Annotated in this window: 11 protein-coding genes and 2 pseudogenes; 5 read left to right on the top strand and 8 right to left on the bottom strand. The window is 63.1% G+C overall.

Annotation, left to right across the window (positions count from 1 at the left end; translation table 11 throughout):
* Positions 1-91: 91 nt before the first annotated feature.
* Entirely contained in the window at positions 92-1,366 is a 1,275-nt protein-coding gene (locus tag F623_RS0110680) for a hypothetical protein (protein ID WP_026278672.1), read from the top strand.
* A gap of 163 nt (positions 1,367-1,529) precedes the next feature.
* Here the strand turns inward: F623_RS0110680 and F623_RS0110685 are convergent, their stop codons facing one another.
* Positions 1,530-3,191 (bottom strand): GGDEF domain-containing protein, encoded by a 1,662-nt coding sequence (locus tag F623_RS0110685; RefSeq protein WP_231367704.1) that lies wholly within the window; start codon positions 3,189-3,191, stop codon positions 1,530-1,532.
* Positions 3,192-3,285: 94 nt separating this feature from the next.
* Between F623_RS0110685 and F623_RS0110690 the strand changes: the two genes are divergently transcribed.
* The 3 genes from F623_RS0110690 (at position 3,286) to F623_RS0110700 (ending at position 6,353) form a co-directional block, all read left to right on the top strand.
* Entirely contained in the window at positions 3,286-3,762 is a 477-nt protein-coding gene (locus F623_RS0110690; protein ID WP_231367705.1) for a hypothetical protein, read from the top strand.
* 230 nt (positions 3,763-3,992) lie between these two features.
* Entirely contained in the window at positions 3,993-5,231 is a 1,239-nt protein-coding gene (locus F623_RS0110695; RefSeq protein ID WP_026278673.1) for an MFS transporter, read from the top strand.
* 183 nt (positions 5,232-5,414) lie between these two features.
* On the top strand, positions 5,415-6,353 hold the full coding sequence (locus F623_RS0110700; protein ID WP_018868541.1) for a hypothetical protein: 939 nt from the start codon (positions 5,415-5,417) through the stop codon (positions 6,351-6,353).
* A 107-nt stretch (positions 6,354-6,460) separates the two neighbouring features.
* Here F623_RS0110700 and F623_RS0110705 read toward each other — a convergent pair whose 3' ends face one another.
* The 4 genes from F623_RS0110705 to F623_RS12915 all read right to left on the bottom strand — a co-directional run bounded on the left by F623_RS0110705 (position 6,461) and on the right by F623_RS12915 (position 10,869).
* The gene (locus F623_RS0110705) at positions 6,461-9,133 is read right to left on the bottom strand and encodes an AMP-binding protein (RefSeq protein ID WP_018868542.1); all 2,673 of its coding nucleotides are present in this window, start codon (positions 9,131-9,133) and stop codon (positions 6,461-6,463) included.
* Between the two features lie 300 nt (positions 9,134-9,433).
* On the bottom strand, positions 9,434-9,766 hold the full coding sequence (locus F623_RS0110710) for an antibiotic biosynthesis monooxygenase (RefSeq protein ID WP_018868543.1): 333 nt from the start codon (positions 9,764-9,766) through the stop codon (positions 9,434-9,436).
* Positions 9,767-9,815: 49 nt separating this feature from the next.
* Positions 9,816-10,136: a hypothetical protein gene (locus F623_RS0110715; protein ID WP_018861569.1), complete on the bottom strand. Its 321-nt coding sequence runs from the start codon at positions 10,134-10,136 to the stop codon at positions 9,816-9,818.
* Positions 10,137-10,437: 301 nt separating this feature from the next.
* Positions 10,438-10,869, bottom strand: a complete 432-nt coding sequence (locus F623_RS12915; protein ID WP_231367706.1) for a TetR/AcrR family transcriptional regulator — start codon at positions 10,867-10,869, stop codon at positions 10,438-10,440.
* 47 nt (positions 10,870-10,916) lie between these two features.
* On the opposite strand from F623_RS12915, the gene F623_RS0110725 reads away from it, so the two are divergent.
* Complete coding sequence (locus F623_RS0110725) at positions 10,917-11,927, top strand: TIGR00341 family protein (protein ID WP_018868544.1); 1,011 nt, start codon at positions 10,917-10,919, stop codon at positions 11,925-11,927.
* A 130-nt stretch (positions 11,928-12,057) separates the two neighbouring features.
* Here the strand turns inward: F623_RS0110725 and F623_RS0110730 are convergent.
* The 3 genes and pseudogenes from F623_RS0110730 to F623_RS13435 all read right to left on the bottom strand — a co-directional run bounded on the left by F623_RS0110730 (position 12,058) and on the right by F623_RS13435 (position 14,407).
* Positions 12,058-12,796, bottom strand: a pseudogene (locus tag F623_RS0110730) (transposase).
* A gap of 210 nt (positions 12,797-13,006) precedes the next feature.
* A pseudogene (locus F623_RS13300) lies at positions 13,007-13,177 on the bottom strand (transposase); the annotation flags it as partial.
* Between the two features lie 726 nt (positions 13,178-13,903).
* Positions 13,904-14,407 carry a hypothetical protein gene (locus tag F623_RS13435; protein ID WP_155984202.1) on the bottom strand — a complete coding sequence of 168 codons (504 nt, stop codon included), beginning with the start codon at positions 14,405-14,407 and terminating at the stop codon, positions 13,904-13,906.
* Positions 14,408-14,461 lie beyond the last annotated feature (54 nt).

The raw sequence follows: 14,461 nt of genomic DNA on the forward strand, positions 1-14,461 counted from the left end.
GCACAGCGGCTATCTTTTAAGCGCGGGACAGGGCAATCCCGCCGTCGGGCACGGCATCACGCGACCCGCATGAGCAACCGCAGGGGGAAACATGCCAGGGAAATGGATCGTGGGCGTCCTTGCAGTGGCCGCCGCAGGAATCGGCTACTACCACTACGAGATCCGCCAGGTCGAACAGAAGCTCGACGACATGGCGGAAACCCTCCAGCCACTCGGCACGCTGCATTACGCCGACGTCGGCATCGGCCTCGGTGGCCAGCTTCATGTGAACCGGATCCTGTTCGAACCGCGCGATACAGCCGTGGGCCGCATACGGGCCGAACGCATCACCCTGGAGACCGGCAACCTTTGGCACCTCCTCCGCCTGCGGCACACCCTGGATGCCCGGCGCTTGCCCCGGCAACTCGGCTTTGCCATCAACGGCCTGACCCTTCCAGCCGGCTTCACGACCGGTGCACAGGGCGACGTCCCGGCGCTTTGGCTCGACACCGCCGGTTGCGGCTCCTATCAGGCCGCCCCGCCGGATGACCTGCTGGCCGCCCTCGGCTATCGCGACATCCCGCTGGACATGAGTATTCGCTACCACCTGGAAGAGCAGCACAACCGCTTTACGGTGCACAGCACCCTGGGCATGGGCCCGCTGGGCTTGGGCACATCTACGGGGCATTTCGAGCTCCAGGCGGCCTCGAACCGGGTCCGCGATGTCGCGCCCGCCCTGATGACGGCCTCGTTGCGGTCCCTGACCGTGGATTACGAGGACCGCGGGTACTATCCCGCTCTGATGGAGTTGTGTGCGGCCGAGATGGGCATGGAGCACCAGCAATACCTCGAACACCACAAAGCCGCTTGGCTCGAAGCCTGGGAACCCTTCGGGGTGCAACCGGGTCCCCTGATGGTTGAGGCCTATGGCCACTTCATCCAGCAGCCCCGGGGCTACTCCGTACGCTTCGGCCCGATCGAAAATCCGGCCTTGCTTTGGTCCAACCTCGACTCGCCGACCCAGTGGCTGGGGCAGGTCGAGTCCAGTCTGAGCGTGGCCGGTCGGCCCTTCGGTCGCCTGGATCTGCGCCCGATCTCCCCGCGTCCCGCCAGACAGGCCGCGGCTGCGGGCGCGCGGGGGGACACGCCTGTCAATACCTCGGGTCAAACCGCCGAGCCGCCGCGTGTACCGACCATCGCGTTGAATACACTGGGCGACCACATTGGCCGCAGCCTCCGCATCACCCTTGCCGACGGACGGGCCCGCAACGGCGAACTACTCGAAGTACACGAAGGGCACATCCGCGTGCGCCGGCGCTTCGGCAGTGGCTACATGGTCATCCCGATCGCCCTGGCCGACATCGACGAGGTGCGCTCATTGCGATAAACCCCAACACGTTGCCCAGACAGGTACCACCGGTACGGAACGGACCGATCGGGGTTACAAAGCAAACGCCCCTCCGCCCACCAATAATCCCGCTCAACGCGTTCAAGAGAGTTCGTGGGGCGTAGAGTTCATTGTCGCGGGGGACCGGTGCGACCCCGCCCTGTCAGGCTGACGCTACCACCACCCGGTTGCGGCCCTGATCCTTGGCCTGCAGCAGGGCGTTGTCGGCCCGCTTGAGCCAGTCTTCCAGTCGCTCTCCCGGCGTACGTTCGGCCACACCAAGGCTGACCGAGACCGAACCGCCCTCCCGCGAGTCGGAGGTCAACACCACCTCCCGCACCCGCTCCGCCAGCTGGCGGGCCTGGTCGAGGTCGGTGTGCGGCGCAAGCACGACAAATTCCTCGCCACCCCAGCGACACAGTCCATCCGATTCGCGCATCACGTTCTGCACGCACTCGGTTACCCGGCACAGGACTTCGTCCCCTACCGCGTGACCAAACTGATCGTTGATGTCCTTGAAGTGATCCAGATCCATGAAGATCAGGGAAAGCGGGTAACCGTGACGCTCGCTGCGCCGCAGTTCGCGGCGGACTTCTCTATCAAATCGCAGGCGATTCCACGCCCCGGTCAAAGGATCGGTACTGGCAAGCCGGACAAGCTCTTCCTGCTTCTCGCGCAGCATGCGCTCGACATCGACGCGGCGGCTCGCCTCGTGCTGAAGCTTCCGGTTGAGCCGCACAAAATGGAGCACCAGGAGTGCGAGCATGCCCATCACCGCCACCGTCAGCAGGGTCGCACGCTTCAGCCAGGTGTAGTCCGTTTCCGATCGTCCCTCATAAAGGAAACCGTCCAGCTCCACCGGGCCCGAAACCATTTCCAGTGCTTCGTACTTGGCCCCGATCTGCTCCCACCGCGCCGGATTCATGTGCCCCAGGGAGACGAGATCCGGCATGATCAGTTCCCGCAACTGTTCGGCCTCGAATCGCAAATGCTCACGACTCTTGTTCGGGGCATATTTCCGGTGGATCAGCTCGACGGCCTCGTCGATGTTGTCCAGGGCGTAGCGCCAGCCCCGCAGCGTGGCCTCGACAAACGCGTCCACCTCGTCGGGGTGTTGCTCGATCAGATCTTCGCGGGTAATCAGGATGTCGTTGTAGAAATTGACCCCGTAATCACGCGGCCGCAGCAGCCGATAATCGACACCCCGGTGTTCCAGGTACCACGGCTCGTTTGAGCTGTAGCCGTCATAGGCGTCCACCCGGCCTTCAATCAGGTCGTCCAGATTGAGTGTGGTCGGAATCAGGTCGAGCTCATCGGGATCGATACCCTCGCGCCGAAGCATCGTCAGCAGCTCAGCGCTTTCCATCGGTGGCATCAGCATCAGGCGCTTGTCAGCAAGGTCCAGCGGCGTGTGGATGTCGGAGTCCCCCAACACAATCCAGACGATCGGAGAGGTCTGGGCGATCGCGGCCAGCGCCACCACCGGCTTGCCCTCCATGCGCTCGAGCAACACGCCGCTGTTGCTGATCGCAAAATCCACGCGGCCGTCCAGTAGATCGCCTACCGGACGCAGTGCATGCGGACCGCCCTCCAGCAGCTCGACCTCCAGCCCGGCCTCCTTGTAGTAGCCGTTTTCGAGCGCCATGTAGTAGCCGGCAAACTGGAACTGATGTTCCCAGCGCAGCTGCACGGTGAACTCGGCATCCGCGTGAATCGCAGGGGACAATGGCACGAGCAACAGAAACAGCAGGAAGTACTGGCTAGCGGCCACTCGCTTGCCGCTTTGCGTCGCTATCCCACGGGGCATCCGCCTGCCATGCGCCATTCACCACTCCCGGGCTTGGCTTTTGATTCGAGACTAGCATCACAGGCTCGCCAATCCATACTCGGGTTTCTGCGGGAAGGCCGGAAGCCGTGCGGTGACCGGACCCAAGATCGGGGCTCCATTCAGACCGCTCGCACGAAAACCGCCCCCCGTTGAAGTCACGCCACTGGATCTCCAACGTGAGAATCGTCAGCGACACTTGCTGACACTGCATGCTCTGAGAACCAACACGAAGGAGCGAACCATGCAAAACACATCGCCAAAGCGTTCCCTGGCGCTGCTGGGATCCGTATTTTTAGCAGTTGGACTGGGCGCCCCCGTGGCCGCCGGCGACATCGAAGCCGAGAAAGACGAAATCCTTGCGGAGATGGAAAACGTGGCGGAACAAATGGCCATGCAGCGGGACCAGAGCCCTGCCGGCGCTGGGCAGGACGTGACTGCGGAGTACCAACAAATGAAGGAGCACGCGGCCCGGCAACTGTCCGTGGAATTCGGGGCGTCGGACTCCCAACTGCGATCTTTCCGTGAACAGGCTCGGGCCATCGGCTACGAACACGGCGTGATGGAGTGAGCCGTTCCGCCAACCTCCACCGCCGGAGCGTACAAACAAGCTGACATCCAGGACCTGACCCACTCACCGGCCCCCAACCCAGTCCTGAGTCCGCCTGCTATCCCGCGATATACGGAATACGGCCATTGCGGGCGGGGCGTCGCACCATCCGGGATGTGGCGCTCCGCCCTGTTGCGCCGTACAGACCTGCCTGTAATCCTTCTTGGAAATCGCGCAAACCGGCAGCCACCATGAGCGGGACATCCGATATAAGAAAAATGGGCTTCATCGCCCACATGGCGACCGTGTTCATCAACGGTCTGAACGACAATTTCTTCCGACTGGTGGTCATCTTTATCGCCGTGCGCGAGTTCGTCGCCGAGGGCGAGGGCACCTTCTATTACAGTCTGGTCGGTTTCGTCTTCCTGCTCCCGTTCGTGCTGTTTTCTCCCTGGGCGGGCTACATCTCCGACCGCTACAGCAAGAAGGGCGTCATCGTATCCACGCGGCTGGCCGAGGCTCTGATTCTGCTGGCGGCCGCACTGATGCTGATAACCGACAACTTTGTCGGGCTGCTCCTGACCACCTTCCTGATGGGCCTGCAAAGCACCTTCTTCAGCCCGGCCAAGTTCGGCATCCTGCCGGAGATGGTGCGCTACCAGCAGCTCTCCCGCGCCAACGGTCACATCCAGCTGTGGACGTTCCTGGCGATTATTCTTGGCACCGCTCTGGCCGGGTTCGTGATGGAATTCGCCGGCGAGGATCTGTGGATTCCGGCTGCACTGATCGTGGCATCCTCCCTTACAGGCCTGGCAACCAGCTTCTTCATCTCCCCGACGGTGGCCACCGACAACCCCGCACCGTTCCGGCTCAACGCCTTCGCGACGGTGGTGCAGTCGATCAACGAGATTCGTCCGCACCGCATCCTGTTCCTGGTCATCCTGGGCATCGCGTGGTTCTGGGCACTGGGCACCCTGTACCAGCTGAACGTACCCCTGTTCGCCGAGGTACACCTGGAACTCGGCGAATTCGCCACCGGCATCATCCTGACCACACTGGCGCTTGGCATCGGCGCCGGCAGCATCCTGGCCGGCTACCTGTCGCGTGGGGAAATTGCCCTGCACCACGCCCCGGCCGGTATGATCGGCGCGGCCCTGATCAGCGCCCTGTTGTTTTTCGCCGCTGACAGCTACCCGGCGACACTGGTGCTCATGGCGCTGCTGGGCGTGGCCTCGGGATTCTTTATCGTGCCGATCACCGCCTATCTGCAGGGACACAGTCCCGCCGAGCGACGCGGCCGCTTCATCGCCGCCAGCAATTTCCTGGCATTCGCCGCGATGCTGGTGGCCCCGGTACTGTTCTGGCTGCTCACCGGCCCGGCAGGCATTTCACCGGCGCTGGTCTTCGTGACCGGCGGGCTGGCTTCGCTACTCGTCGGACTGGCGTCCTGGCGGCTGTATCGCCGGCACCACGCAGAAGCGAATGCCTGACACCGCCAGACATCGGCATCGAACTTCCAATCCTGCCCGTTCGATCGAACTTCGAACCTCTGGCCCTGCCGGTTCTTCCAGTCAACGTGACCGGACCTCGTTCGTGCTTACCGCGTCGCACAGCAGGTACTGGCACTTTCCGCCGGCCTTGACCAATCTCACCGTATGGACACGGAACAACCCTTGCGCCTCCATCTGCCGCCGGGACGGTCGCCCCCGCGGCGTAGCGGCCTGATTTCGGCCGTGCTGGCCCTGGCGGTATTCGGCGGCGCGTGGGTCCCGGCGTCTGCCCTCGAGTACGGACCACTGCCGGAGCGACTCGAGGACGCAACCGAAGGCATCGAGCGCACGCCTCTGGATGCCGAACCGATACGGCTGGACTCCGATCAGGATAACGACACCGTCATGGTCCAGGTGGACGCCATCCTCGAGCATCCCTTCCATCAGGTGTCCCAGGAATTCCGGTCCGCGGCGGTATGGTGCGAATCCCTCTTCCTGCATATCAATGTGAAGGCCTGTGTCCACCATGGGGACGGCGAGCGGTCCGGCATCGAACTCTACATCAGCAGAAAGGGCTTCCAGCGCCCGGAAAACGCCTATCGGGTGGGCCTGGACTTCCGGGTCCAGATCTCCGAGGAGGACTATCTGGCCGTGAAACTGGCAGGGGACCGGGGGCCCTACGGCATCCGGGACTACCGCATGACCCTGGAGGCCGTGCCTCTGGATCCCGAGCGGACCCTTATCCACGTTCGGCATGCCGTTGATTACGGAGCCCTGGCCCGGGGTTTCCTGAACCTCTATCTCCGCTTCGGCGGCGGGGATCGGGTCGGCTTCACCGTGGTGGGGGAGGATAACGCCGGGAGGCCGATCTACGTCGACGGTCTGCAAGGTGTCATCGAGCGCAACGTGATGCGCTTCTACCTGGCATTCCAGGCCTATCTGGAGAGCCTTGAGGTCGCGGAAGAGGACCGTCTGGCGTTCCGCATGGCGCGCTGGTTCGACCTCACCGAGCGCTATCCCGAACAGCTGCGGGAGCTGGACGAGAACACCTACCTCCGACAGAAGGAGATGGAATGGCGCGAACAGGAAAGCCTGCAAGTACAGCGCGACGACCGCAATTGATCCTCTATCCGCCTCCTCGGCCTACCTGAGGACGACTCCGACGAGCGGGCCGCAAGCGCCTGTGGCCCGATATGCCCCCATGGCGTGGCCTCGCCTCGTGCGAGCCACTACCTCTTTTCTTCGGCCGCGGGTTCCCCTCCCAGGTCCCCGAGTGCAGCCTGAAGGACCTGCACGATCTCGCGCTCATCCTGGCCGTAGGCATCGACCGAAATCGGCTCGCCGATGATCACGCGCACCTTCTTACCAGGCCGCGGGAAGCTCCGACCCGGGGCCATCACCTCACGGGTCCCCTCAATCCATATCGGCACCACCGGCACGGGCTGCGCTGCGAGCACCAGCCCGATGCCGGGCCGCAGGCGCTGGAGACTGCCGTCCGGGGAACGCTGCCCTTCCGGAAACCAGACCAGGCTGTGGCCACGCTGCACTGTGGCGGCGGCCTGCAGGAGACTGCGTCGCGGTGCCGCGGCGGGATCGACCGGTAGAATGCGCGCGATGCGGCTGAACGCGCGGGAGAACCGGTTGGAAAACAGATAGGCCTCCAGGCCCGCCCAGTACAGCGCCTCCAGCTGCCGCGTGCTGAACGCCGGCAGCAACGCCAGCGGGTCCACGAAGCTCAGGTGGCGCGGCGCGAGGATATGGGGACCCGCGTCCGGATCGGGGAGACGGCCCTGCACCTCCACCCGCATCAACAATCGGCCCAGCAGCCGCGCACCCCCGAGGAGCAGACGGCCGGCCACCCGGCCGGCCGTCCCCGGCGGCTCCAGTGCACGCTGCTGGACGGAGTCGAGGGAAGACTCGGGATCCTGGAGCTGCTGCTTGAGCTCCCCTCGCCCTTCCTTCGCCTCCGCGGCTCCGGCCGCCTCCTTCAGCAGGTCACGCACCGTTTCCACGCGCTCGATCGCCGAATCGTCGAGGTCGATGCCGGCGCGATCCTCCAGCGCAAGCGTCAGATCCACCCAGTTGAGCGAATCGATCCCGAGTTCGTCTGCCAGCATGCTGTCCGGCGTCAGACGCAGGTCATGAAACCGCTCCGCAAGATAGGTCCATGTCTGCTCCGCTGCAGGATCCGACAGCAGCTGCTGGTCTTCCGGCGCCCAGGATTCCGGCGAAACCGGCTCCGGCCGCGCCTCGGAGACGGTGTCCTCCCGACCCAGCTCCTCGAACAGCTCTTCCAGCTTGTGCCGACGCAGCTTGCCCAGGCGCGTGCGCGGCAACGGGTCGAGCGCAACGCGCACCGTGCCCGGGCGATGATGACTTGGCAGTTCCTTCGCCGCCCGGTTCACCGCCTCCTTCAGGCGCTTCTCGAGATCGTCGCCGGTCACCTCGCGCAGCAGACCCGATTCGGGCACAACGACAGCGGCCAGGCGATCTTCGTGCGCCAGAACACCGGCCTCGCGTACATCGTCGATCGTCTTCAATGCATCTTCCACCCGTTCCGGATCAACGTTCTCGCCGCCCGAGAGGACGATCATCGAAGATTCCCGCCCGTGCAGGTGCAGATAACCGTCATCGTCGATCTCGCCGGTATCGCCGGTGCGGTACCAGCCGTCTTCGTCCAGGGCTTCCTTGGTCTTGTCCGGCAGGTTCAGGTAGCCGGAGAACACGTTCGGCCCGCGCGCCATCACCTCGCCACGCCCGTCGCCAGACTGCGAATCGTCGATCTTGAGCTCGACTCCGGGCAACGGCAGACCGGCGGCCTCGATCTTGAGCCGATCCGGCGGGTTGTAGGTCAGGATCGGGGAGGTCTCACTAAGGCCGTAGCCGGTCGCCACGTCCCAGCCCAGCGCCTGCAGGTTGCGCGCCAGCTCCGGATCGAGCGCCGACCCGCCAGCGACGACCAGCCGCAGGCGCGGGGCCAGGCGACTGTGCAGGCCCTTCAGCAGCCTCCGGCCGAGGTTGAGACCGAGCCGGCGGCGCGCCAGCCTGGAGACACCGATGATCCGCCGGAACACGAACGCCGCCAACCCGCCGCGCCCCGCGACCCGATCTTGCAGGGCCTGCCACACGGCCTCGTACAACCGCGGCACCCCAAGCATTACCGTGGCCTCGCCCTCGCGAAGTGCGCGCACGATCTGCGGACCCACCAGCGAGAACGGCACGATGATCGTTGCGCCCAGGGTCAGCGGGATCAGGATGCCCACGGTAAACGGATACACATGGTGAAATGGCAGGGGCACCAGCACCCGATCGCGATCGTCCGCGAGCTCCTGGTCGCACAACGCCTCCACGTTGCTGCTCAGGTTGGCATGCGTCAGCGGTACCCCCTTCGGCGGCCCCGTAGTACCGGACGTATAGAAGATCGCCGCGATATCATCCGGGCCCGCCACCGGGTCTGCCGGCGCCTTCGCGAGAAGCCCCTCCCAGGCATCCGCGGCATCGGCGTCCGCATCGAACAGGTAGGTGCGTACCTCGCCAAGTGCCTCGGGGAGCCGATCCCGGAGTTTCGTGGTGGTGAAGATGAACCGCGGTGCGGAATCCGAGATCGCGTGGTCCAGGTCCTCGCGCGGCATCTGGGTATCCAGGGGCACGAGGACCGCACCGGCATTCATCACGCCCAGGGCCGACACTACCCACTCGGCGCTGTTGGGAGCCAGGATCAAGACCCGGTCGCCCTGCTCGACTCCGGCCTGCTGCAACCCGGCCGCCAGGCGCCCCGCCCGTTCGAGCAGTCCCCCCCGCGAGAGGGCATCGGAGCCATCGCGGCTCATGGAGACGACCGCGTCCTGGTCCTCGCGAACGGAACGGGAAGACAGCAGTTCCCCGATGGTTTGCGCGCTCATCCTGAAATCTCCCATACCAGAGCCTGCTCGCCCCGTCAGACCGTGAGGCGGCGGCACGGCAGCCTCGCCAGCAGCGCCTCGCGGCGTCCATCACTGTATCGAGGCATGATTCGCCGTCTCTGTCATCCCCTCGAATCTGGGAGCATAGGACACAGAGGAGGATCTCGAGTTTCACAATCCCCGATCTGGCTGGGCTGACGTGGGCGCCAGATCCTCAAAGCCCCGCGCCTCGATGACCTGGCAGAACGAGAAATCACGGGTGTCCTCTTCCCTGTTCCCTTCCCTGTTTCGCCCGAAGTGTCAGGGACAACCGGTGTCGTCCGATCCTGGTGGGTCGACGCGCCATTCGGCGTCCGCGAACTCGCCGATCACCCGCACGTCCACGCACGTCGCCTGCTCTTCGATGATGCGGCGCACGCTGTCCGCCTGTTCCGCCTCCATCGCATCGCGCTTGTCCTTTGATTCCCAGTGCGCGATAGCCAGAAGTACGTACGGATCGCCAATCTTCCGGTGCAAGCGGGTGCCACGGGCACCGGGGGCCCGCTGGATGATCCGGCTGGCCCGCACCCAGGCATCGGCATACTCCTCGGCGGAACAGCCCGGCCGGAGGTGGATCTCGAACACGAAGATCATCCGCTTCCCTTCACCTGCGGTGGACCCGGCCGATGGCCGCCAGCAACGCTCAGTCGTGGAAAATGATGCGTGCGCCGGCGGGATCGATATCAATACGAGAGCCGGAATACTCGCAGGCGTCCGCGATGTCCTTCAGCCTAGGCATATCGTTGAGCTCGGCCAGCTTCCGCAGCAGGCCACTACCTTCGCAGTTGCGCTGCATCCCGCTGTCCGGGTCAGCGGTGCACCCGAACTCGCTGCCATCCACCGACCAGTCCATACCCGATGGCATCATCAACACCACCGGCTCCTCGTGCATCACCTGGAACTTCACCCGTGCCGCGTTCTGTCCGTCCTGCCAGTCCACGGTCGGGATGTTATCGCTGGCCATGAGGTCACTCCTTCCCGGTATCTCGGGCAGTCCCACGAGGCCGTTATAGTTCGCGTGGGACATCATCCGGCCTTCCCTGTGACGCTAGACCCCCTTCCGACAATGCTCAAGCAGTGCCTGCCGGTTGTCAGGCCTTGCGAGCTCATATCGAGACGCAACAATCATGTCTGCCGTTTTGCCATCCCGTTGCCACGGCGACGTTTACGGCCGCACTGCGTTTTCAATCAGGGCTGCCATCTCATTGCCAACGTCTGCGATGGTGGTGGTGTCCCGTTCGCTGCGGGCAAAGATCAAAGCCCCCTCAGACTGGAGGTGATGGTCCAGGCCAGGGTGACGGCTCGAACGGCCTGAAGCCCGCCGCTACAAGCGCATCCCGATACATCACCCTCCATTCCTCGAAGCTGGCATGCCACCCTTCCGCGAGCGCGGACTCCTCCTCCAGCATATCCAGCACGATGGACGCCACCGGACAGCCGAACGCGTAGCCGGACTCGCTGATCTCGCCCGCCGCCGCCTGAAAACACCTGCGAACCCCCTCGGCCGGGCCATGGGCACTTCCCAGACAATCCCGCAGCACCCGGCTTGCCTCCGCCACACCGGCCCGAACCGCCTCCAGGACCAAGTCATTCTTCCCGCCGGGAAAGTGGAAGTAGAGCGATCCGCGCGGCGCGCTGCTAGAAACATGGGCGTCCCCTTCTTTCTTCTTTTTTTGTCGCCCTTCTTTTGGTCGCAAGATGTGCCAGCCCCCCTGCTATGATGCCGCAAAGCAAAGGGGCGCCCATGAGCAGCAAGATCATCGAAGTCGTCGGCCCGGCCGGGCATCTGGATACCGTACTGGGAATCGCCGACGGGCTGGCCGTCGATGTTCTCTGGCACGGGGTGGACGAGAACCGTGACCGCATGGCCGTACACATGCTGGTCAGCACGGAATACCGCCAGCGCCTGCTGGACGACCTCTATCGTGTGCTGGGCGCGGTCGAGACCGCGCGCATCATGGTCCTGCCGGTGGAGGCGGTCCTGCCCGACCCGCTGCAGGACTCCAGCGCCGACGAGAAGGATGCAGCACGCACCGGCAAGAAGGCCCGCGCAATCTCGCGTGAAGAGCTCTACACCAACGTTGCAGGGGGCGCCGACCTCACCGGCCAGTTCGTCGTGCTGACGGTGCTGTCCACCATCGTCGCGGCCATTGGTCTGCTGGAGGACAACGTGGCCGTGGTGATTGGCGCGATGGTCATCGCTCCGCTGCTGGGTCCCAACCTGGCCCTGGCGCTGGGGACCTCCATGGCCGATACCCGGCTAATCGGACGCTCCCTGCGCACCAACCTGGTTGGACTCGGCGGAGCTATCCTGATCGGAATCCTGCTCGCCACTGTCATGTCGGTGGACGTCGGTGCGCGCGAACTGCAAATGCGCACCGAAGTCGGTCTCGACTCGGTCGCTCTCGCGCTGGCGTCCGGAGCCGCCGCAGTGCTGTCGCTCACCACCGGCCTGCCCACGGTTCTGGTCGGCGTGATGGTGGCCGTCGCCCTACTGCCGCCAGCCGCAACCGTTGGCATCATGCTCGGCTCCGGCGAGTTCTCCGCCGCCTACATGGCCTTCCTGCTACTGGCGGTCAACGTAGTGTGCGTGAACCTGTCGGCCAAGCTCGTGTTTCTCTATCAGGGGGTGCGCCCGCGCGGACGCGCTCAGCGGGAGGCCGCTGCGCAGAGCATGGCTGGCTATCTGCTGCTGTGGGCCGTCACCCTCGCCCTGCTGGTGTTTCTGATCCTGGAAGCCGACATCACACTGTAGGCTGCTCCAGCCCCATCGGGATTCGGGAAACAAGATCCAAGAGCGGGGTCGGACCTCGCTACCTGACTGTTTCAAATGGAACTTTCAGTCAAGAAGCCGTCTATGAATGTCTTATAGGCCATTTTCATGGTCAAAACCGCCCGTCCATGGCATAACCCGCTGCACCCTCACGAACACACGCCGTATCCCCCAAACTCGTCCACCTCGCGGCCCGGCGAGGGTATCCCCAATGACTTCTGCACTTCGTCCAAATACGCCCGACTGCCCACGGCCACGGACGTTGTCCAGCGATCGTCCCGGTTGGCAGGATCCCGAGCTAGCGCATCCTCCACCCACATTCGATGGCATTCCCTCAGCTCTGAGAACGAACCAATCTCCAATGACTCCAGCAGCGCTTGCTGGTCTAGTACTCGGTACCGATCCGGAGGCTCCTGGATATCTCGATAGCCGCTGGCTCCCCACTCACGCGGATGCTGCACCACCCCCGCCCGAACCATATTCAGGTCAATGTACACCACACAACGCGCCAGATGGGTGCCGGTCTCGACCGCCGTGGCGTGGTAGCGGTCCTCCCAGAACGCGCCCTTCCGGCCCTTGCGCCGGTTGTACGTCTGGCCGACCCGCCCCGCGATCAACTGCATGGCCCGCGGGATCTCGCCACGTCCCTCATCCCGCACCAGCAGGTGCACATGGTTGGACGTGACGATGTAATTCAACACGCACAGCCCATAGCGTAGCCGCGCTTGATACAACCAGTACCGCCACAACCGGCGGTCGCGCGCGAACTTCAGCAGAAACTCCTGCTTATGGCACCGGTGCGTGATATGCCAGACATGCCCCGGCAAGTGATGGCGATTCGCCCGTGGCATGGCTTCCCTCCCTGGAAGGCCCTTTTCCTGGCCAAAATGGCCGCGATAAGCTCCAATTACACCCTTTCTAGACCATCTTCCTTCGATCTTTCCGTGGGTTACCGTGGTCCGACCCCGTTATTGGCCGTTATTGAACGCGACCCCTTTCTAGACCATCTTCCTTCGATCTTTCCGTGGGTTACCGTGGTCCGACCCCGTTATTGAACGCGACACGCCCTGCAGCTCTCGCAGGCGCTCCAGCACCCAGCCCCGCCGGTGCTCGTAGTTCTTGCCCGAATAGGAATCCTCGCCGCACAGGAACGCGCGGCGAACACAACGACAAATGCAGTGGTAATACGGCGTCGTCTCGACCGAGACGAGTTCCTTCCTGGCTCGCGTCATCTCCGGACCCTCCCTGGTCCATGCACTGCCCCAAAACCTAGACAGCCCGCCTAAGACCGTCAAAAAATCATGGGTGTCCTCTTCTTCCTCTCTTCTTTCTGCGTTCCGAAAAAACACTACCATCTTTTAACCGTTGGCAGTAAACTCTCGACCTTGTTGTTCTTGCCATCGAAAACCCCACACTACCACCTAGCGGAGACCCACCGTGATCGCCCGGACAATCACCGTTTTGTCCCTTTCATTGTTGCTTGCATCTTGCTCCACCTATAGCTCAAACGTCCGAGTCGGAAACGACCTAACATACGTTAGCCTATCCGACCAACGTGACGCATCATTAAACGTCCACTTGTACGATGAAACACCGGAAGGTGCGATTCTACTGGGAACCGTTGACGCTGGACGCTGTCATCGCTCATTCGTAGAAACAAGCCCTAACGAAGATATACTTATACTGGACCTCAAGATCGCCGCCTATGTTCTCGGCGCCGACGGAATCTCTAATCTCACGATTAATCAGACATCTGCATTGACAAAAAATTGCTGGTACATGAGAAACGGCAATGCGACGGCATTCCGACTCCCGTACGAACCTCACCGACCAGCAATATCCAATTAAGGCGTTTGAGACCACCCTTGGAATCAAACGTCGCTGATTGCGCGTCATAGCCAACCGCAAGGGCAACCGAATATTCCCAAAAAATCACGAGTGTCCTGTTATTTTTATGATTACGAACCACTTAAGAGACGCGCGTACGGCTCCCAGCCATGAAGCTGAACAACCCCCTCAACAATCACTTCTATCTGTGGCTGATTTGTAACGTGTCCGCGCCAATATGAGCGCGCCGCCGCATCCCAGCCTTCAGGCGGCGCATCAAGGTAAGCGGCATCAAAAGATCCAAAACGGGATGTTTCAACGATACTGGCTGCAAGCACAACCCGCGCACCTTGCCACCACTTCTCGTTAGCCGCCGCCGCGTCCTCCGCTGAAGCAAAGAGATAGATTGCGCCCATTCTTGAAGGCGCGTGCGGAAACTCCTTCAGTCGCACGGCCTCAAGTACTGCCTCCTTCTCGGCCTCTAGCGTGTAGACCTCGTACGGTGAGCGCAGCCCTCCCAGCTCAGGCATGGCTTCGCGTCTAAGAGATACCGCTCTAAGACACCCCTTTGCCAAGCCAACGTTATGACAAAAGATCTCATCGCGCGGATCGATGGCATGAAAGTACTGTGTCATTCTGCGTTTTCTATGCCCAACGTTTTGCTAGGGGCGGCCGAGACGAAGTGTAGG

Source organism: Thioalkalivibrio sp. ALD1 (assembly GCF_000381245.1).
Lineage (GTDB): Bacteria > Pseudomonadota > Gammaproteobacteria > Ectothiorhodospirales > Ectothiorhodospiraceae > Thioalkalivibrio.